General features: G+C 61.1%; 19 protein-coding genes. 6 read left to right on the top strand and 13 right to left on the bottom strand.

Annotated elements, in window-relative coordinates:
• Positions 1-10: 10 nt before the first annotated feature.
• Positions 11-1411: a conjugal transfer protein TraH gene (locus GQO94_RS13505; protein ID WP_037515325.1), complete on the top strand. Its 1401-nt coding sequence runs from the start codon at positions 11-13 to the stop codon at positions 1409-1411.
• A 29-nt stretch (positions 1412-1440) separates the two neighbouring features.
• A complete protein-coding gene (locus GQO94_RS13500) occupies positions 1441-4248 on the top strand; it encodes a conjugal transfer protein TraG N-terminal domain-containing protein (RefSeq protein ID WP_017184763.1) in 2808 nt (935 codons plus the stop codon).
• 3 nt (positions 4249-4251) lie between these two features.
• Here the strand turns inward: GQO94_RS13500 and GQO94_RS13495 are convergent, their stop codons facing one another.
• The gene (locus GQO94_RS13495) at positions 4252-4461 is read right to left on the bottom strand and encodes a hypothetical protein (protein ID WP_017184762.1); all 210 of its coding nucleotides are present in this window, start codon (positions 4459-4461) and stop codon (positions 4252-4254) included.
• 115 nt (positions 4462-4576) lie between these two features.
• Between GQO94_RS13495 and GQO94_RS13490 the strand changes: the two genes are divergently transcribed.
• Positions 4577-5752: an AAA family ATPase gene (locus GQO94_RS13490; protein WP_026002697.1), complete on the top strand. Its 1176-nt coding sequence runs from the start codon at positions 4577-4579 to the stop codon at positions 5750-5752.
• 42 nt (positions 5753-5794) lie between these two features.
• Here the strand turns inward: GQO94_RS13490 and soxR are convergent, their stop codons facing one another.
• The 6 genes from soxR to GQO94_RS13460 all read right to left on the bottom strand — a co-directional run bounded on the left by soxR (position 5795) and on the right by GQO94_RS13460 (position 10404).
• Positions 5795-6364, bottom strand: a complete 570-nt coding sequence (gene soxR / locus GQO94_RS13485; protein ID WP_081095122.1) for a redox-sensitive transcriptional activator SoxR — start codon at positions 6362-6364, stop codon at positions 5795-5797.
• A gap of 517 nt (positions 6365-6881) precedes the next feature.
• A complete protein-coding gene (locus tag GQO94_RS13480) occupies positions 6882-7157 on the bottom strand; it encodes an HU family DNA-binding protein (protein WP_017184758.1) in 276 nt (91 codons plus the stop codon).
• A 378-nt stretch (positions 7158-7535) separates the two neighbouring features.
• Positions 7536-8600 (bottom strand): PIN domain-containing protein, encoded by a 1065-nt coding sequence (locus tag GQO94_RS13475; RefSeq protein ID WP_011950412.1) that lies wholly within the window; start codon positions 8598-8600, stop codon positions 7536-7538.
• Positions 8601-8699: 99 nt separating this feature from the next.
• Complete coding sequence (locus GQO94_RS13470) at positions 8700-9674, bottom strand: CBASS cGAMP-activated phospholipase (RefSeq protein ID WP_011950413.1); 975 nt, start codon at positions 9672-9674, stop codon at positions 8700-8702.
• A gap of 1 nt (position 9675) precedes the next feature.
• The gene (locus GQO94_RS13465; RefSeq protein WP_011950414.1) at positions 9676-10095 is read right to left on the bottom strand and encodes a PIN domain-containing protein; all 420 of its coding nucleotides are present in this window, start codon (positions 10093-10095) and stop codon (positions 9676-9678) included.
• 6 nt (positions 10096-10101) lie between these two features.
• Entirely contained in the window at positions 10102-10404 is a 303-nt protein-coding gene (locus GQO94_RS13460; protein ID WP_156842021.1) for a hypothetical protein, read from the bottom strand.
• Between the two features lie 320 nt (positions 10405-10724).
• Here GQO94_RS13460 and GQO94_RS13455 point away from each other — a divergent pair, with 320 nt between their 5' ends.
• Entirely contained in the window at positions 10725-11339 is a 615-nt protein-coding gene (locus tag GQO94_RS13455; protein ID WP_017184756.1) for a hypothetical protein, read from the top strand.
• A 72-nt stretch (positions 11340-11411) separates the two neighbouring features.
• Complete coding sequence (locus GQO94_RS13450) at positions 11412-11720, top strand: hypothetical protein (RefSeq protein WP_011950416.1); 309 nt, start codon at positions 11412-11414, stop codon at positions 11718-11720.
• Here GQO94_RS13450 and GQO94_RS13445 read toward each other — a convergent pair.
• The 4 genes from GQO94_RS13445 to GQO94_RS20820 all read right to left on the bottom strand — a co-directional run bounded on the left by GQO94_RS13445 (position 11717) and on the right by GQO94_RS20820 (position 13870).
• Entirely contained in the window at positions 11717-12391 is a 675-nt protein-coding gene (locus tag GQO94_RS13445; protein WP_011950417.1) for a nucleotidyl transferase AbiEii/AbiGii toxin family protein, read from the bottom strand. The genes GQO94_RS13450 and GQO94_RS13445 overlap by 4 nt on opposite strands.
• A gap of 3 nt (positions 12392-12394) precedes the next feature.
• Positions 12395-12658: a hypothetical protein gene (locus GQO94_RS13440; RefSeq protein WP_011950418.1), complete on the bottom strand. Its 264-nt coding sequence runs from the start codon at positions 12656-12658 to the stop codon at positions 12395-12397.
• Between the two features lie 303 nt (positions 12659-12961).
• Entirely contained in the window at positions 12962-13696 is a 735-nt protein-coding gene (locus GQO94_RS13435) for a hypothetical protein (protein ID WP_011950419.1), read from the bottom strand.
• A 6-nt stretch (positions 13697-13702) separates the two neighbouring features.
• Complete coding sequence (locus tag GQO94_RS20820) at positions 13703-13870, bottom strand: hypothetical protein (protein WP_198045966.1); 168 nt, start codon at positions 13868-13870, stop codon at positions 13703-13705.
• A 60-nt stretch (positions 13871-13930) separates the two neighbouring features.
• Between GQO94_RS20820 and GQO94_RS13430 the strand changes: the two genes are divergently transcribed.
• Positions 13931-15100, top strand: coding sequence for a tyrosine-type recombinase/integrase (locus tag GQO94_RS13430; protein WP_017184754.1), 1170 nt, complete (start codon positions 13931-13933; stop codon positions 15098-15100).
• Between the two features lie 70 nt (positions 15101-15170).
• On the opposite strand, the gene lpdA is transcribed toward GQO94_RS13430, so the two are convergent.
• Together lpdA and GQO94_RS13420 are read right to left on the bottom strand one after the other, a co-directional pair.
• Positions 15171-16568 (bottom strand): dihydrolipoyl dehydrogenase, encoded by a 1398-nt coding sequence (lpdA, locus tag GQO94_RS13425; protein WP_011950421.1) that lies wholly within the window; start codon positions 16566-16568, stop codon positions 15171-15173.
• Positions 16569-16588: 20 nt separating this feature from the next.
• A complete protein-coding gene (locus tag GQO94_RS13420; protein WP_011950422.1) occupies positions 16589-17851 on the bottom strand; it encodes a pyruvate dehydrogenase complex dihydrolipoamide acetyltransferase in 1263 nt (420 codons plus the stop codon).
• Positions 17852-17854 lie beyond the last annotated feature (3 nt).

Here is a 17854-nt window from a genome sequence, read left to right as displayed (position 1 = left end):
CTCGATGGCCATGATGGCCGCGCTCAATTTTTCCATCGTCGGGGTCGCGCGCGCCGACGTCGCGTCCGAGATGAACAACTTCTTCTCCGACGCGGGCGGCGCTGCCAACGTGACCGGCCCCTCGGCCTATCAGGGTCAGTCGGCCGGCTATTACTCTCTCGGCAATGTCTGGACGCGTTTCCCGCAGAAGAGCGTGCAGCCGTTCAATCTTCAGCTTCCGAGCGCCCGTGCGGGCTGCGGCGGCATCGACCTGTTTTCTGGAAGCTTCTCCTTCATCAATGCGTCCGAGATCGTGGCGATGCTGAAGGCGACGGCCAACAACGCGCTTGGGTTCGCCTTCAAGCTGGCCATCGATTCCGTCTCGCCCGAGATCGGTAAGGTCATGGACGAGTTCAGCCAGAAGGCGCAGCTCCTCAACCAGATGAACATCTCCAGCTGCGAGACCGCTCAGGCGCTGGTCGGCGGAATCTGGCCCCAGATGGATTCGACCCGGGCGACCATTTGCGAGGCGGTCGGCAACAGCCAGGGCGTCTTTTCCGACTGGGCCGCCTCGCGTCAGGGCTGCAACAACGGCAATCGGCGGGATTCGACAATCGCCGGGAACACCGATGCGTCGATGAAGGACCAGCTGGTCGGCGAACCGCACAACTATACCTGGGAGGCGCTGAAGAAGTCCGCCAAGTTCGGGGCGTTCGACCAGTCCTTCTCCGAATATATCATGACGCTCGTTGGTACGGTCGTGACGACGCCGTCGACGGACCCGAGCGTTGGCGGCAAGGTGGTGATGTTCGGTCCGGCGGAAGACGCCGTCGTCACTGCGCTGCTCGACGGCACGGCGGACGCGCCGCCGGTCAAGATGCTGAAGTGCAACGACGAGAATTGCTACGATGTCGGCGAACAGACCCTGTCGGTCCCGGCATCGTCGGCGCTGCGCCCGCGGATCGCCACGATGATCAAGTCGATGAGCGACAAGATCCGGTCGGACACGCCGCTCAACGCCGCCGAAAAGCAGCTCCTCAACCTCGCGACCGTGCCGATCTACAAGATCCTCGCCGTGCAGGCCTATGCCCACTATGCGCTGACCGACGGCGAGATCCAGACGCTGTCCGAGATTGTGGCCGTCGACCTGCTCTCTGCCATGCTCGACAATATGCTGGACCGGGTCGAGCAGGCGAAGGTTCACTACCAGACCTTCGACCAGGAGACCGCGACGCAGTGGAAGCAACAGATCGCGGCCACGCGCGCCAAGTTCAGCCAGCGGGATGTCCGTCTCAACAACAAACTGCAGGTGACGATGCAGATCATCAACCGCAGCATCATGCTGGAGTCTACCCTGCAGAACTCGATGACGCCGGGGATGGCGTCCGCGCTCAACTTCTCGCGCGGGCTGAACGCCCAAGGTCTGAATTAGTGCGGCTGAACTGAAGCGGGAGCGCGTCGATGCTGGAGGTCTTCACGGTCGGGGGCGGCGAGTATCTCGTAAACGTGTTCAACGCCGTCGCTGCCTGGTCAGGGGGAGGGGGCTACCGCTCGCTCCTGCGGGTCGTGATGGTGATGGGCCTCATCTACTCGCTGCTCGTTGTCGCCTTCACGCTTAACTACAAGGCGTGGATGAACTGGTTCCTCCAGGCGACGGCGATCTATCTTTGCCTGATGGTGCCCACGGTGAGCATCAAGGTGACCGACCGGATCAACCCGAGCCTCGCGCCATCGACTATCGACAATGTGCCGATGGGCCTGGGTGTGCTGGCGAGCTTTACGACGCAGGTCGGGGATTGGCTGACGCGGACGGCCGAGACGGTGTTCGTCATGCCCAGCGAGCTCAATTATTCGAGCAATGGCATGGTCTATGGCGCGCGCCTGTTCGACGCGACCCGCAATTTCGTTGTTCGCGACGCGGAGTTCTCGACCAACCTCGAAAACCATTTCAAGAACTGCGTGTTCGGCGACGTGATGCTCTATCAGAAGTCGCTCACGAACCTCGCCAAGGCGCCCGACCTGTGGGCCGCGATCGGGCCGGGCTCGGAAGCGCGCTCGCAGGAATGGCTGGAGCGCCAGGGCGACGGCACCGTTCAGAACTTCATCATCACCTGCCGCCAGGCCTACCAGGCGCTCGACGCGCAATGGGCGCCGATGATCGAGGCCAATGCTCCGATCTGGGGTAAGGAGGTCTATCCCAGGCTCAGCAACGCCCTGGCCGCCGACAAGCTCAAGCATGACGTGCCGATCGCGAACACGGCGTTCACCGGATCGGGGAGCAATTTCACCGAAACGATGCGGCAGAACACAGCGATCAACGCCTTCATGCAAGCACGCAACAGCATGGCTGGTGGGGCAGGCGCGGCCGCGATAGACACCTTCGCCCAGACGCGCGCCGACATCCAGGCGCGCAACACCTATAATTCGATTGCCCAGCAGGCGATGGCCTGGGTGCCGATCCTCAACATCGTCCTGACCGTCGTCTTCTTCGCGATGTTCCCAGTCATCTTCCCGCTGTTCCTCATGCCCCAGACGGGGGTTGGCACGCTCAAGGGCTATGCCATGGGCTTCTTCTACCTGGCTGCCTGGGGCCCGCTCTATGTCATCCTCCACATGATCTGCATGACAAGGGCGGAATCCGCGGCGAACGGCGTGGCCGGGGGAGGCGTGACGCTTGGAAGTTATGCCGGCATCGGCGCGGTCAACGGCGAGACGGCGACGATCGCCGGCTTCATGCTGATGAGCGTGCCTTTCCTCGCGGCCGGTCTTGCTCGCGGCGCGATGTCGATTGCTGGCCAGTCCATGTCGATGCTGGCGCCGGCGCAGAACGCGGCGGAGGCCGCCGCGCTCGAGCAGACCACCGGAAACTACTCCTATGGCAATGTGAGCTGGGCGAACTCGACTTCGAATATGCGGCAGGCCGATCAGTGGACCACGGCGCCGAGCTATATGAGCGGCGCCCCGAGCATGGGCTGGCGCCAGGATAATGGCGCGATGATCAACGGCTTTGGCAATGGTCAGGACGTCTTCGACACGTCGGGGGCCATTTCGCGCCTCGGCTTCACCCCTACCATGACGACCGGGTCGGTCGCGGAATGGCGGGAGATGGCGAGCGAGGCGCACCGACAGTCGCAGGCTTATGAGAATGCCGCGGCCGAGGTCCTGACCGCTACGCATGCCAACCGCAGTGCATTCGGCACCTCGACCGAGCGGTCGTCCGGCTGGGATTCGAGCAGCGGCCGGCAGGCGAACACGTCCGTCGATCAATTCGACCGGCGGACCGGGAGCAGCACGCAGGGTCTGGAGGAACGGGATACGATCTCTCAAGGTCAGCGAATATCTCAGGGCCATGATCGTCAGGCGCAGACGAGCGACCAGATCTCCGGGGTGGTGTCCGCAGGAACGGGACGGCAGACGGCTGGAGGGTCGGGCGGTCGCGGAGGAATTTTGGGCCGCCTTCCCGGCATTGGCGGCAGCGTATCGAAATCAGGGTCTCAGACAGATGCGCTAAGGCATGCGACTGACGAAACCCGCGGCAGCGACAGCGCCAACACATCCTCGAGTGGCGTGCGTGACGAACATTCGAGCGGAAGCGGCGCCTCGATGTCCGATGGGACCTATTCGCGCAGCGGTAGCTTCAGCCGGGCATCCGCCACATCATCGGCGTCGGCGAGTACGGAGGATTCTCTGGCGCTGGCAAAGTCGTACTCTGAGACGGCCCGGCGCCTTGAGGAGCTTTCCCAGCAGCTGTCACGCGACGCCAGCTATGCCGAGACGCATGGCATGCAGCTCAGCGAGAATCTGAGCCAGGATCTTGCGCAATGGTATCGCCGCCAACAGGTCGAAAATCCGGGGCTTGACGCGCCCGAGCTTTGGGCAACCGATCTCACAGACCAGCAGCGGCTTGTGCGCCAGGAGATGATCACGCGCTGGATGCATGACAAGCAGGATGGCATCCGGGCGGAGATTGCGGGGCGCCTCCACGATCCGGACCTGGTCGATGTCAATCGGCCGAGCGTGGGGAACGAGGCGGATGTCAGGGCCTCCTACCGGCCGCATGGTCCTGGGCGGCTGCCCGCCGGTCCTGGCGGCGGCGGGGATGTCGGCGCCGCTGCGATCATCGAGGCCGGCAAGGCAGAGCTGGGGGGCGACCGCGCTGCGGCGCAGACGATGCGAGGGCAGCGGGTTCAAGGGGCCGCTGATCTTGAGCAGGAGGTGAACCGCGACCACGATCGCGGATTCTTCCAAGACCCCAAGCTTCGCGAATAGAGCTTAGAGGATGTAGAACATCGCTCCCACGAGGCCGGCCATGCAAACGTAGGCGAGGGCGTAGCCTATTAGACCGCCACGAGTGGGGTTCCCGTTTTCGTCGGTGATCATTTCGATCTCAGGAATCTCTTCCTCGACAATCGCGTAGATGGGACCGCCGGACAAATCCTTCGTTCGATTATATGTGTCGAGGTCGAATTTTGGGAAGCGCATGCTTTCTCCTGTGACGGAGAATAGCGGTTGGGGCGCTTTTCCGCAACCCTTGAGACGCGACTTATAGCGAGATTATCAAGTTTACAAAAAAACGATAAACCACCATAACCTCGCTATGGATGCTCGTCGTAACCCCTTCGCGCCTGGCGCCGGCACTCGCCCTCCAGAGTTGGCGGGGCGAGATGCGTTGCTTGAACGCAACGCGGTCGCGCTCGACCGAATCCGCGCGGGGCGCGCGGCACGCCCGAGCGTCCTCTATGGACTGCGCGGTGTAGGCAAGACCGTTCTGCTCACGACGATGCGTGACGCAGCCGAGGGGGAGGGCATGGCTATCGTCGCCATCGAGGCTCCCGAGAACCGTTCGCTCCCCGGCATCCTCGTGCCTGCCCTTCGGGCGACGCTGCTGAGGCTCGATCGCATGAAGCAAGCTTCGGACGGCGTTAAGCGCGCGCTTCGCGCGCTGGCCGGGTTCGCAAAGCTCAAGGTCAAATATGACGATCTCGAAGTGGGACTCGATTTCGACGTCGAGCCGGGCCTGGCCGACAGCGGCGACCTTGAAGCTGATCTCGCCGATCTGTTGGTTGCAATCGGCGAGGCGGCGCGAGAGAAGGGGTCAGCTGTGGTACTCGTCATCGACGAGCTCCAATATGTGCCTGAAGAGCAATTGGCCGCATTGATCAGTGCGCTCCACCGGGCCAGCCAGAAGCAGCTTCCCATTACAATGATCGCCGCTGGCTTGCCGCAACTCGTTGGGCAGATGGGCCGGGCCAAGTCCTATGCGGAGCGACTTTTCGAGTTCGTCTCCGTCGGACCGCTCGATGATCACGCCGCGCGCGATGCCATTCGGCTTCCAATCGAGCGGGAAGGCGAAGCTGTCGATGATGCGGCGTTGGACGCGATCTGCGAGCAGACCCAAGGTTACCCTTATTTCCTCCAGGAGTGGGGAAAGCATAGCTGGGATGCAGCTGAGGCGTCGCCGATCACCCAAGACGATGTTGCGGCGGCAACGCGTAGCGCGCTCGCGGAACTTGACGCCAGCTTTTTCCGCGTTCGGTTCGATCGTCTGACCCCTGCCGAGAAGCGCTATCTGCGCGCCATGGCCACTTTGGGCACTGGACCGCACAGGTCGGGAGATGTTGCCGATGCCTTGCACGTGAAGGTTTCAAGCGTGGCGCCGACGCGAAACAGCCTGATCGCGAAAGGAATGCTCTATAGTCCCGCGCATGGAGATACAGCGTTCACCGTGCCCCTGTTCGATGCATTCATGCGAAGAGTGATGCCGGAAGGATGATTTTTGAAGCACCGCCCCGAACGACCGGGGAAGGGCACCAAGCTATGAGTCATCGTTCCCTTTTGTGTCTTGGTTAACGTCAAGAGTGGATTTGACCGCCGCCAAGGAGCGACGTTTGGTGCGAAAATGAACGGGGCTATCTTCATCATCACGAGGTTCACGAGCGAAATTCACCAAGAGGAGCTGAGGGCCTGACCCAACTGCGCCCAACCTGTCTTCGGGGTTTCGCAAGGGGCAGTCGGTGAGGGACATACAGCCGCATCCAATGCAGGTTTCGAGGCGGTCACGCAGCCTCATGAGACTAGCTATCCGCTCGTTCAATAGCGTACTCCACTCGGCACTGAGCCGACGCCAATCCGTTGACGTAACCGGCCCCTCTGGAATCCGGTCAAGAAAATCCTTTAGTTCGGAGAGCGAAAGCCCGACATATTGGGCGGTTCTGATAATGGCGATCCGTCTCAATACGGATCGAGGATACCGCCTTTGATTGCCGGCTGTGCGCTCGCCCTTGATGAGGCCTTTCGCCTCGTAGAAATGGATCGTCGAAACCGCGACTCCGCTACGTTGCGCGATGGCGCCAACAGATAGAGGACGTGTTTTGTCAACAGTCATTGCAAAGACTCGTTACCAAATGTCGGTGCTAGAGCACCGGCAAACTACTTCAGGACTCAGGATGTGGTCATTTCTCGACCGCGCAGACCAAGCCCGTGCCGTGCATCCGCCCCTACATCTACGACGGCGACTATAATCCGGTGCGAGGCGTTTGGTCACTCCCGGCTTTACGGTATCGACGTGCCCGAATTCAGCACTTGCTCTGCGTGCGGGACAATCCCTACGATAGCCGCGAGAATTTGCGTACCTTGCTCGCGAGGGGCAATGTCATGTACCGCCAGCTCGACATCGACCGCTACGAACGACCAATCCTGCAATGCTGGAACATGGATGGCGATCTGTCGTGTCAGCAGGTCCAGGCAGGTCACGCCGTTCGCCGATACAGGCCGTTGCAATGTTCTTCCCGGAGATTATCGCGTCGTTCGATCATTAAAGCCGCGAGTGGCGGTCTTGCGGGAAGCCTCTTGCGGGGAAGGGGGACGCCTCGATCTCTTGGTATCGAGGCGTCAAGCCCGCTTTAGCTGTTGAGCCGGTCCTTGACGGCCTTCGCCACGCTGAAGGAGAGTTTTTTCGACGCTGCGATCTTGATGGTTTCGCCGGTGGCCGGGTTCCGGCCTTCGCGGGCGAGAACGTCCTTGACCTTGAACTTGCCGAAGCCGTTGAGGCTCACCTCTTCGCCTTTGGCGGCGGCGTCAGCTATTGCGGCGAAGACGAGATCGACCGCCTTGCGGGCATCAGCCTTGGTGGCCCCGGTCGCACCGGCGAGATGATCGGCAAGGTCGCTATTGTTCATCATGCTGTTCCTTCTGCAATTTTTCGGGATTCCTCTAATAGTGGCGAGGAGCGTGCGGCGCTATCTCAATGCTCGACCTTATTGAAGGATTCCGGCTTATTGGCCGGACAGGCCATGAGCGATAGTTTTTGCCGGCACCTAGTGGCAAACGCCGGTATCAGGCGTGTCCATAGTTGCGAATTTCGCAGTTGCAATATTCTATGATGCAATGCACAAGAGACGGGCCTTTCAGGCATCCTCTCCCAACTATCAAGCCGCCTCCTTGTGGGCGGCTTTTTTCTACCCGAAACAGAGTCGCCGACTCGACCTGAACGATGTGATCCGGCTGACCATGTCGCAGAACTGCTTCTCGACCTCGAATCGTCTCATCCACGGACCCTATTTGTACATGTCGGGTGGATAGAGCGTCACATACTGAAAATCGCTGTTGCGAAACCGCAAGGCTTCAATCTCCTCGGGATTGCCTGCCTCGTCGACCGCGATCGACATGGCGACGTCGATGGTAAGCTCGATCTCGGTCTCCCCGCTCTCATCCTCGAACGGGATAAGCACCTTGTCCTCGGAATCATACATCGCTTCATCCCAGTTGGGATGAGTGAAAGACACCAATGCTGCGACCTCGATCGTGCCGACCACAAGGATTGATTTACCTGCCTCACTTGGTTTGAAGGCGGTGAGTTTTTTCACTTCGACCGAATTGACGGTGATCTCGTCGATCTCCGCATCCATGACGTCGCTACTGTGCAGTCCCCAATTCGTAAGTTCCTGACTGACGAGGTCGACGATCTGTTCCTCCTGCGTCTCCAGGAAGGGATCGAGTTGCGGCGCGGCCATCTCGAGGCCAAGCGCCGCGAACAGTTCGGGCAACGACTTCACCAGCGAAATATGCTTCGCAGACCCGACCGGGCCATCAAAGTCGCCATCGTTCGAAACGATGATCACCGGGCTATTTCTCGACGCCTCCTTCTTGAGGCACTCGAAGGCAAAGGCGTCGGGGAACTGGTCCTTCTTGCCGTCGCCTGAGAAGAAACCTTCCCCTGCCGCATAGGCGCTGAACACTGCCGACGGCTTCACCTCGTCGATCTGGAGCGTCTTGGCCTCCAGCGCATCGAACATCTGCGTAGTCGACTCATCGTAGATCGATTTCAGCTTTGCGCGAAGCTCCGGCCGCTTGAGCGCGGGAAGCGCAACGCCGGTCGCTCCCTCGACAATCTTCCGGAAATGCGGCTGGCTGATCTCCTTGATCGCGTCGAAATCACTCTGGATGTACTTTTTGGCAACCTCGGTGATGGTGAGATCGGTGGTCAACACCGTTATCAGACCGGCATCGACAAGATCGACGACACGGGCGATTTCAGGCCCGCCTGGTGGTTTGCCGGCACTGATGACGATGTTCGCATCCAGGAAGACCTTCGGCGTTCTTTTGGTCGTTTTCTTCGCCATCGTCAGAGTAGATCCGTGTTGAGGTCATGTTGGGCAGATGCTTGACGGACAGGCAGCATTTTCTGGAACGTAAGGCTTGGTCAGTCCGCCACCCGTCCCCTATCGAAGCATCGCTTTGAACGTGCTGCTCGCCGAGGCTCCCGCATAGGCGTCGCGCGCGAGCTGTCCCAGGATCTCGGCCGCTTTGTCGGTTGCCCGATCGAGCGCAAGTTCCTTCTGCTGCTGGAGCGAAGGCACCCTATCGATGCGGACGTAGCTCGAGCCCAGGACGGACTGCACGAGGTCGAGCGACAGGCTCTCCTGCGCCTTCATCGTCCTCGACACGAGCTCGTCTTTTGCGATCAGCATCACACCGCCGCGGCGCCTGGGCGCACGCGGCACATCCCATCGCAGCTCTCCTGCGGTCCCGACGCTGATGAGGTCGATTTCCTGGGGCGTGCGCCCATAGCGCCCAAGCGCCCGCATCAGGGCGATACTATCCGGAGCGTTCGCGATCAGTCCGCCGTCGACATAGGAATGCCCGTCGATCACATGGTCGGGGAAATAGGTTGGCGCCGCGGAGGTGGCGAGGGCAATGTCCCGTAGCGAGGTTCCTTCGAGCTTCGGTGACATGCCAGTGGTTTCGTATATTGCCGGCGCCCAGGCGCCGAAATCGACCGCGGTCACGATCAGGGGTGTCTTCAGGCCGGACAGGGGCGTCTTTCCCGCTTCGCCAAGAACGGCGTCGATCGTCTGCGCGAGGCCAGCCGCGTCATAGCGCGAGCGCGCCAGCCCCCAGCGACCGAGTAAACCCCGCTTCGGGAAGATCGCCTGGCCGTGCTTCTCAAACGCGGCGCCGATCACGGCTGGGCGAATGCCTTGGGCCAGGCCGATGGCCACGATGCCGCCGATCGAAGTGCCGGCGATGATATCGAAATGGTCTTTGATCGGCTTTCCGATCGTCCGCTCGATCTGTTCGAGGATCCGAACGGTAAAGAGGCCACGATACCCACCTCCGGTCAGCGCCAGAATGCGGAACCGTTTGGCCGGCTGCGCGCGCGCACCTTCCCTGATCCCGACGTCGCTCTCGGTCATATCAAGGGTTCACCACCGTCAGCCCGCTGACGCCGCTATGGTAGGGCTGCGGATAGTCGACGAAGACAAGATTGGTAGCGAGAGCCGAGGCAACGACCATCGTCGTCGCCTCGCTGACCGGGATCACGGCACCGGCCGGGTTGGTGGCGATCAGCTTCTGAGCCCGCAGACCAGGCCACAGCATGGCGGCCTTTTCGTCGAACGGCACGATATTATCGAAGCTGCGCACCATGCCGACATAGCCGCGCAGCGCATCGCGGTGGCCTTGGCGTTCACCCGCCGGGCTTTGCTCGATGGCCAGCAGCGCCTGCCCGAGGGAAACCGCGCTCAGGTGGATCTCTCGGGCAGGCAGCGCATCGATCGAGGCCGGCGCCTGACCCGTGATCCGGTCAAGCAGGCATTGGGTCGAAAGAAGATACATGGCCGCTTAGGCGCTGGCCTGCTGCCAGGAAGCTTCTCCGGATCGGACAGTGAATTCCTGGCTGCTGTCGTCGTCGCTCTCGACATGGACGAGCTTTCCGCGTGACGGCTGGAACTGCGTGGCGGCAAGAAATTCTCCGGCGGAAATACCGCCAGCGGCTGCCTTAATGACATTCGCCAAAGCCGCAACCGAGAGGATCACGGTCTGCTCTCCCTTGTCTTTGCCGACAAGCTGAACCGATCCGTCACGCGCACGCGCAAGCAGCTTGGTGAAGCTGTCACGCGCGGCGCGAATGGTGATAGTGGCCATCGGAGCCCGACCTTCGAGCAGTTTGCCGAGTTCAACCTCTAGCTGATGCTCTGGAAGGGAGCAGATCCTCTCGATTCCGGCTAGAAGCTGCACGTCCATACCAACCAACCTTCGCTGCCAATGACGATGGTTATAGGGCGTGGCCACAAAATGTCAATGATTGTGGCCACGGGGCAGATGCATCGATCAATGACGGCTGCGTCACTTTACCCTTCAGGTACCGGTCGGGTAAAGTGACACGGATGGCAAAACGTCTTTCGGTCGTTTCTGTGAGCGATTGGGGGATTCACAAGAGTCGTGCTTTGTGCTTGATTCGTTCCATGCTTCAGTTCGATCTCTTCGCGCCATCGATCCCAACCCCGGCGCCAGCACCAGTAGTTGGCCTGCCGGATATCGTGCGCATCATCGCGGAGCACTCGGGTCGGCCGCGCTACACCTTCATGGTGCTCGATCTCATCGCCAGGGCCGCCCGGACGAACGGGGAGGCGGGGCCTCTGGTTCGAGAAGGCGAGGTTCTGGTGCCCATCCGCGAATGGCTGGCCGCGGCGATTGCGCCGAGCGGCGCGCGTCACCACCAGCGCCGGGCCACCGCCGATAAGGTCCGGGCTGCGCTCGCAGCCAAAGGAGAATTGCCGGGCGATCCGGTGGAGGCCGCGCGCCGCGTCGACGCGGAACTCAGCGAGCGCATCCGCGAAACCGGCATGACGGCGATCAGCCGGGCGGTGTCGGAGTTGGTGAAGGCAGGACTGATCAGACGGCATTACCAGGGCTTTTTCGTGGACCATGAGAACCGCGGTGCGCAGCGTCATGCGGTCTATACGGTCACGGATGCGGTCCGCGCCGCGCTTCAGCCGAGCATCGTGACCAGCGAAAACCGGCGGCAGCCTTATGTACGAGGCGCACACGCTCAGCCTCGAGCGGCTGCGGCGCGGTAGGATCGCAGCTTCACATTTCTCGGCGACGATCGGTTCCTGCTGGTCTCTCCAAGCGCATTCAATGGGCTTGGCGTGTGCACGACCCAGCTCCACAACGAGCCCGTGGTCTATAATCGCAAACGCCATGGCCGGTTCAAACTGGATGGCCGGATGTACGATTTCCGGATGCGGCCGTCGGTGCCCAGGCGGCTGTCCAAGGAAGTCCTGCTTGTCGACCTCCTCCATAACATCGACAGGCTGCCCGAGGACAAGGTGGCCATCCTGCCGCGTGCGCTTGCCAAGGCAGGGGAGATGAATAGCGCGCAGCTCGCGCGTGCGGTGAAGGAATACGGTTCGGCTCGTGCCGAACGGCTCCTCGCGCCCGTGCTGCGACCGTCTTAATCGGAAAGTGAAGCCCCTAAAATTCGGTGCGTAATCGCCTGCGCCTCTGCGACCAGATGGCTGTTCTTTTCCCTGTACAGCAGCTGGCCAATCACCGTCTCGACAGCCTTCGGGTTGACCTTCTCGACGACTTCCAGCGCCTTGCGGCATCGCTCATGGCCGCATTCACGCAATGCTGACACGACATAGTCGTCACCATGGTGCTCGGCGATGGCAGCAAGATCGAACATGTCGCGTGGCTGCAAGTTCCAGCCCCGGAAGTAAACTTTCTTCGCTGCAATCTCGGCCGGAGTTTCAAGGTCGACCGTCCGCCCCCTCACATCGTGGCGCTCACTGGAAACATCGAGGATGGCGGACGAACAAATGAAGTCGATCTCACCCAGTTCGTCAAAGGCGAGTTTGAGCGCCTGCGTCCCGTCGCTCTTATATTCGTCCGGCCGACGGGTCATTGCGAAATCCTGGATCTCTGGATTGAGAAAAGGCAGGATTTGCGGATCATCAAGGAAGATATCGATGTCGTGGCTTTCACGATGATCGATCTGGAGCATGAGCGCCGTCCCGCCGCCGAAGCTCCACGAGGGCACGAAGCCGACGTTCTCCTCGAATTGGGCGAAGATTTCCATCGCAAGATCGAACAGGACCGGCCACTGGCTTGGGCCGCGCTCGACCATGCGTTACGCCGCCAGCGGGAGCGCGTAGCCCGAGAGGTGGGAGAACTGGTCGGCGACCGCGCAGACCTTGTCGGCGTCGACACCCATTTCCTCGACGAACTGCAGCTGCAGAGCCGGGCTTACTTCCGAGAAGAAGGAAAACACGGGCGCGTTGAAATCGCTCGCGCTCTTTGGGTCGGCGATCAGCGCAGCGAGTTGATGCGCGGAAAGGTTCGCCCCATAAGGAGCGTTCACCGTCGCCAACACCAAGCTTACCGCCTTTGCCATTTCTAACCTGTACCATGATCTCGTGGATCGTTCAGCGCATATAGCGCTTCGGCGTTATCAAAACAAGAACGGCGCCAATCCGCTATCCGGCCAGGCGGGATGTGCAAGGCCGATTCTCCGCGTAAACCGCCCTCCCCGCGTGATTTTCTCACTTACCATAATGGGAGATTATGGTAAGTACAGGGCTGCTGGAACGGCAGGGAAGGGCAAATTTTGCGGATGATGACGAACGGGGAAAAACCATGCGGCACAGATGTGTCGCGCCTTGTGCCGCATGTTTTGAGCAGAACGCCGCCGCTCGCCTCAGTCAGCGCCGATCTCGGGAACCTCGAACAGTTCGATTGCGAAATCGGCGATCTGGTCGGCGGCAAGATGCATCATGGCGATCGGCGCGCTGTCCATGTCGACCCGCTCGATCTTGTCGTCCGTCATCCGGACAATGAAGCGATCGCACTGCTCGAGCACCACCATGCGGATTCCGTCGTCATCGTCGAGCGTCAGGCGCCGGATGCTGCCTTCATAGGCGACCCAGGCACCGTTGTGGCCGCTCGTCGTGCGCACATAACCGACCGCGACATGGCCACCGGCCTCGACCTTCTCGACGATCGGCAGGAGCCATCCGAAGCGCAAGGGCGCGGTTCGGGTCGTAATCGGCTTGGCGCGCGCCATTCTCTCGCAGACCCAGCCGGTCCCAAAGGAAAGCGCCAGGCAGAACAGCAGTTCCAGTTCGATTGCGAGCGCGGAAAGCCCCGATGGGACCTGGCCGGACAGAAGTGCCTTGTAGGGATTGGGATCATAGGGAAGCGAGATCAGCGGCTTCCACGCCGCTATCGCTTCGTTGAAGGCAAAAATTCCCGCCCCGGCGGTGTGCGCAGCGAGCGCCAGCAGCACAATCAGGAAAATGGTGAGATTGGAATTGGGCCGGTCGGGCCGCGGCGACACAAAATCACTCGCCTCGCCAATACGAAGACCGAAATAACCCGCAAACCCGGGAAGCAGAAGAACCAGAGCGCCAAGCAGCGCGTAGCCGAATGTCATTCGAGATCAGGCCGTCTTGGCGAGCTTCTTGGCCTTTTCAGCACGAATCTTCGCCCGATCGATGACATAGACGCCATCGCGCTGGACGGCCGCCTCGCGTGCCTTCTTCCAGCTGCCGAAGGTTTCGCGGACCTCCCGGCCAAGGGCCAGAGCTTTTGCCGAGTTGAGCTGCATCATATCCTCCGGGAAGACATATAGCGAACGATGACCGAGAGTTCCACCAAATCCTCCCCCATGGAAATCATCGTCGTCAGGACGAACGACACTGCTCTGCCGACACGATCGCGCAAGACAGACGCCGAATCCGTCGATGTGCGGCTGCTGCGCACGATCGGGGAAATCATTCCGACCGATCTACCGCCGATCAGTCAGCTCGGTCTCGAGACGACCCTGGCGGCGATGGCCGACGCGACGAAGGCGGCGATAGCCGCCGATCTCGACTGCTGGCGCGACTGGTGCGGTGAAGAAGGCCGCAGGCCATTGCCAGCCGATCCCGAAGATATGGTGCGCTATGTAAACGCGCTGGACGCCAAAGGCAGGAAGCCCGCGACGCTGGCGCGGCGCATCGCCAGCATCGCCTCGGTCCACCGCATGCTGGGCTTGGCCTCGCCCGCCGCGCCGACCGACGCCCCGATGGTTCGCGCCGCGCTGAAGGCCATCCGCCGGCAGAGAGGCGCACTTCAGCGTCAGGCTGCGCCTCTGCGGTTAGGCAAGGCGCTGGATCACCACGCCGCCAAAGGCTTCACCCTGGCTGCGCTACTCGAAGCGTGTGGCGGCGATCTTCAGGGGTTACGGGACGCGGCGTTGCTTTCGCTCGGCTATGACGCAGGGCTCCGGGTCAGCGAGCTCACTAGGGTTGAAGCCACGCATATCGATGCGCAGGACGACGGCTCGGCGACCTTGTTCATCCCCTTCTCCAAAACCGACCAGGAGCAGGAAGGCGCGTGGGCGTGGCTGTCGGCCGAGACGATGCGCAGGGTCGCCTTGTGGCAGGCCGAAAGCGCGATCGAGGACGGGCTGCTGTTTCGCAGGGTTGGTGTCTATCGCCGGCGCGCGCGCGGCTCCGATCCGGAAACGGCACTGGCCCGAACGACCTACACCATCGGCAAGGAGGCCCTCAGTCGGCAGGGGGTCAATGGGATCTACAGGCGCGTGGCGAGTGCCGCCTACGAAATGGGGCTGGTCAACCTGAGCGCCAGCAAGCTGGCCGATGCGGTTCAGGCGCTGTCCACACATTCGCTGCGCGTTGGCCTGACCCAGGACCTCTTCGCCGCCGGAGAGGACGGAGCCGGCATTGCGCAGGCGCTGCGATGGAGTTCACCGACAACCGCGCTACGTTACGGTAGAAAGCTCGCGGTGCGAAGCAATGTCGCCGCACGGGTTCTTTCAAGAGTACGTAGCTGACCTTGACGCCTCGCCGCTCGTGGTTCGGCAGCAGAAGGAGGCATGATCTCTCCCAAATATGGAAGATAGCCTAAATATGGACTGCGCGCCCGAAGGCAGCAAGCACGCTTTCATGCATCGTTTCGGAAATGGTCGGATGCGGAAAAACCGTTTCCATCAGCTCCGCCTCGGTTGTTTCCAGTGTACGACCGATGGTGAAGCCGTGGATCATTTCGGTCACCTCCGGGCCGACCATGTGTGCGCCCAGCAGCTCGCCAGTTTGGGCATCAAATACCGTCTTGACGAAGCCTTCTGGCTCGCCGAGCGCGATAGCCTTGCCATTGCCGATGAAGGGAAAGGTGCCAATCCTCACTTCGTGACCTGCTTCCCTCGCATTTGTTTCGGTGAGGCCGACACTAGCGATCTGCGGGTGGCAATAGGTGCAGCCGGGAATGTTCCTGGGGTCCATTGCGTGCGGATGCTGACCCGCTATGGTTTCTGCCGCGATAACACCTTCATGGCTGGCCTTGTGCGCTAGCCAAGGCGGCGCCGTGGCGTCTCCGATCGCCCAGATTCCCTCGACATTGGTGCGGCATGCGCCATCGGTAACAATGTGGCCACGCTCCGTTTTCACACCCAGTGCCTCAAGCCCAACGGTTTCGGTGTTTGGGACGATCCCGATTGCCACGATGACATGGCTGTATTCGTCCGAAACAAGTTTGCCATCCCGGGCTTTGATCGCGACTGTTACGCCGGTGGCACCGATATCGAGCTTTTGGACACCTGCACCCGTCAAGATCTTCATGCCCTGCTTCACCAACGCTTTTTCCAGGAAGGTCGAGACATCTGCATCCTCGACCGGAACGATCCTGTCCAGCATCTCGACGACTGTCACTTCCGCGCCCATGTCGTTGTAAAAGCTGGCGAACTCGATGCCGATCGCGCCCGAGCCGATAACAAGCAGCTTGTTCGGCATTTCCGGCGGGTTCATCGCGTGGCGATAGGTCCAGACGCGCTTTCCATCGGCTTTCGGGAACGGCAGATCGCGAGCACGCGCGCCCGTGGCGATGATAATATTCTTCGCGGTCAACTCACTGGTCTTACCATCCGGCGCTGTGACAGAAAGCCTCCCTTTGCCGGTGAGCTTCCCCTCACCCATATAAACGGCGATCCCGTTCTTCTTCATCAGGTGCGAGACACCCTGATTAAGCTGCCTGGCAACGCCGCGTGAGCGCTTCACCACTGCATCCAGATCGGCGGTTATCTTCTCCGCGACCAGGCCATAATCCTTGGCATGCCGCATGTAGCGAAAAACCTCCGCCGAGCGCAGCAACGCCTTGGTGGGTATGCAACCCCAGTTGAGGCAGACACCGCCTAGATTCTCGCGCTCGACAATCGCCGTGTTCAACTTGAGCTGAGCGGCGCGGATCGCGGCGACATAGCCGCCGGGGCCTGAGCCAAGGACAATCACGTCGTAACTATCAGCCATGTTCGGAAATTCCTTGAGATTCAGGCCAACAGTGTCAGCGGCTTCTCAACGATGCGCTTGAAAGCGGCCATCAGTTGCGCACCGTCCGCCCCATCGATCGCGCGGTGATCGAAGCTGCCGGTTACCGACATCACCGTGGCAACGGTCAGCGCATTGTTCACTACATAAGGCCGCTTTTCGCCCGCGCCGATCGCCATGATCATGGCCTGGGGCGGGTTAATGACAGCCTCGAACTGCTTGATGCCGAACATGCCCATGTTCGACAGGCTGGCGGTGCCGCCCTGATATTCATGCGGCTGCAATTTACCGTTGCGCGCGCGCTCCGCCCTATCCTTCATCTCGCTGGAGATTGCGGCAACGCCCTTGGCGTTCGCGCCCGCGATGATCGGCGTGATCAGGCCGCCGGGGATCGATACCGCCACCGAAATATCGACGCGGCTGAACCGCAGCAGATTGTCGCCGGCAAACTGCACATTGCAGCTGGGCACTTCGATAAGGGCGGCCGCCAAGGCCTTGACCAGCAGATCGTTGACCGAGAGCTTGACACCGCGTTCGGCAAGCCCGTCGTTGAGATCGGCCCGAAGCTTCAGCAATGGATCGAGGTGGATATCGGCCGTGAGGTAGATGTGCGGAACCTGCTGCTTCGATTCGGTGAGCCGTCGGGCAATGACTTTCCGCATGTTTGACAGCTTGACGACTTCGTGTGGAATGTCGGGTTCGATCGACGGTACTGCGGCGGCAAACGCCGCGGGGACCCCCGGAGCGACGGCCGGCATCGAGGCAGGCGTCGCGCCATCAATGTCAACCTTGACGATGCGGCCATTAGGCCCGGAGCCTCTTATCGTAGAAAGATCGATGGCGCTTGCCTCCGCCAGACGACGGGCAAGCGGGCTGGCCTTGATACGGCTGGCACCAATTGCGGGTGCGGCTGACGACGCGACAGGAACAGCGGCGGGAATGGATGTAGCGACCTTGTCGGCAATCTCGGGGGCCGGCAGAAGCGCGGGAACAGCCCCTTCCCCGATAGCGGTGATATCCTCGCCTTCGGCGGCAAGCATGGCGACGACGGTCCCGACCTTCACGCCTTCTGTACCTTCGGGGATGAGGATTTTCGCGATAATGCCTTCGTCCACCGCCTCGAATTCCATCGTCGCCTTGTCGGTTTCGATTTCGGCCAGCAGGTCGCCAGACTTCACCACATCGCCCTCCTTCACCAGCCATTTGGCGAGCGAACCCTCCTCCATCGTGGGAGACAACGCGGGCATCTTGAGTTCAATCGGCATTTT

Origin of the sequence: Novosphingobium aquimarinum (assembly GCF_009746585.1) — a bacterium.
Classification (GTDB): Bacteria; Pseudomonadota; Alphaproteobacteria; order Sphingomonadales; family Sphingomonadaceae; genus Novosphingobium; species Novosphingobium aquimarinum.
Note: the sequence above shows the minus strand (reverse complement) of the source record. Positions and strands in the feature narration are given on the sequence as shown.

What these genes read in the sequence shown, in the direction of transcription:
- GQO94_RS13475 (WP_011950412.1), bottom strand. Translation starts at nt 8,600, where the DNA reads ATGGCGAAGAAAACGACCAAAAGAACGCCGAAGGTCTTCCTGGATGCG.
- GQO94_RS13440 (WP_011950418.1), bottom strand. Translation starts at nt 12,658, where the DNA reads ATGGCAAAGGCGGTAAGCTTGGTGTTGGCGACGGTGAACGCTCCTTAT.
- GQO94_RS13455 (WP_017184756.1), top strand. Translation starts at nt 10,725, where the DNA reads ATGCTTCAGTTCGATCTCTTCGCGCCATCGATCCCAACCCCGGCGCCA.
- GQO94_RS13480 (WP_017184758.1), bottom strand. Translation starts at nt 7,157, where the DNA reads ATGAACAATAGCGACCTTGCCGATCATCTCGCCGGTGCGACCGGGGCC.
- GQO94_RS13420 (WP_011950422.1), bottom strand. Translation starts at nt 17,851, where the DNA reads ATGCCGATTGAACTCAAGATGCCCGCGTTGTCTCCCACGATGGAGGAG.
- GQO94_RS13495 (WP_017184762.1), bottom strand. Translation starts at nt 4,461, where the DNA reads ATGCGCTTCCCAAAATTCGACCTCGACACATATAATCGAACGAAGGAT.
- GQO94_RS13460 (WP_156842021.1), bottom strand. Translation starts at nt 10,404, where the DNA reads ATGGCCACTATCACCATTCGCGCCGCGCGTGACAGCTTCACCAAGCTG.
- GQO94_RS13435 (WP_011950419.1), bottom strand. Translation starts at nt 13,696, where the DNA reads ATGACATTCGGCTACGCGCTGCTTGGCGCTCTGGTTCTTCTGCTTCCC.
- GQO94_RS13470 (WP_011950413.1), bottom strand. Translation starts at nt 9,674, where the DNA reads ATGACCGAGAGCGACGTCGGGATCAGGGAAGGTGCGCGCGCGCAGCCG.
- lpdA (WP_011950421.1), bottom strand. Translation starts at nt 16,568, where the DNA reads ATGGCTGATAGTTACGACGTGATTGTCCTTGGCTCAGGCCCCGGCGGC.
- GQO94_RS13430 (WP_017184754.1), top strand. Translation starts at nt 13,931, where the DNA reads ATGGAAATCATCGTCGTCAGGACGAACGACACTGCTCTGCCGACACGA.
- GQO94_RS13490 (WP_026002697.1), top strand. Translation starts at nt 4,577, where the DNA reads ATGGATGCTCGTCGTAACCCCTTCGCGCCTGGCGCCGGCACTCGCCCT.
- GQO94_RS13465 (WP_011950414.1), bottom strand. Translation starts at nt 10,095, where the DNA reads ATGTATCTTCTTTCGACCCAATGCCTGCTTGACCGGATCACGGGTCAG.
- GQO94_RS20820 (WP_198045966.1), bottom strand. Translation starts at nt 13,870, where the DNA reads ATGCAGCTCAACTCGGCAAAAGCTCTGGCCCTTGGCCGGGAGGTCCGC.
- GQO94_RS13445 (WP_011950417.1), bottom strand. Translation starts at nt 12,391, where the DNA reads ATGGTCGAGCGCGGCCCAAGCCAGTGGCCGGTCCTGTTCGATCTTGCG.
- GQO94_RS13505 (WP_037515325.1), top strand. Translation starts at nt 11, where the DNA reads ATGATGGCCGCGCTCAATTTTTCCATCGTCGGGGTCGCGCGCGCCGAC.
- GQO94_RS13500 (WP_017184763.1), top strand. Translation starts at nt 1,441, where the DNA reads ATGCTGGAGGTCTTCACGGTCGGGGGCGGCGAGTATCTCGTAAACGTG.
- soxR (WP_081095122.1), bottom strand. Translation starts at nt 6,364, where the DNA reads ATGACTGTTGACAAAACACGTCCTCTATCTGTTGGCGCCATCGCGCAA.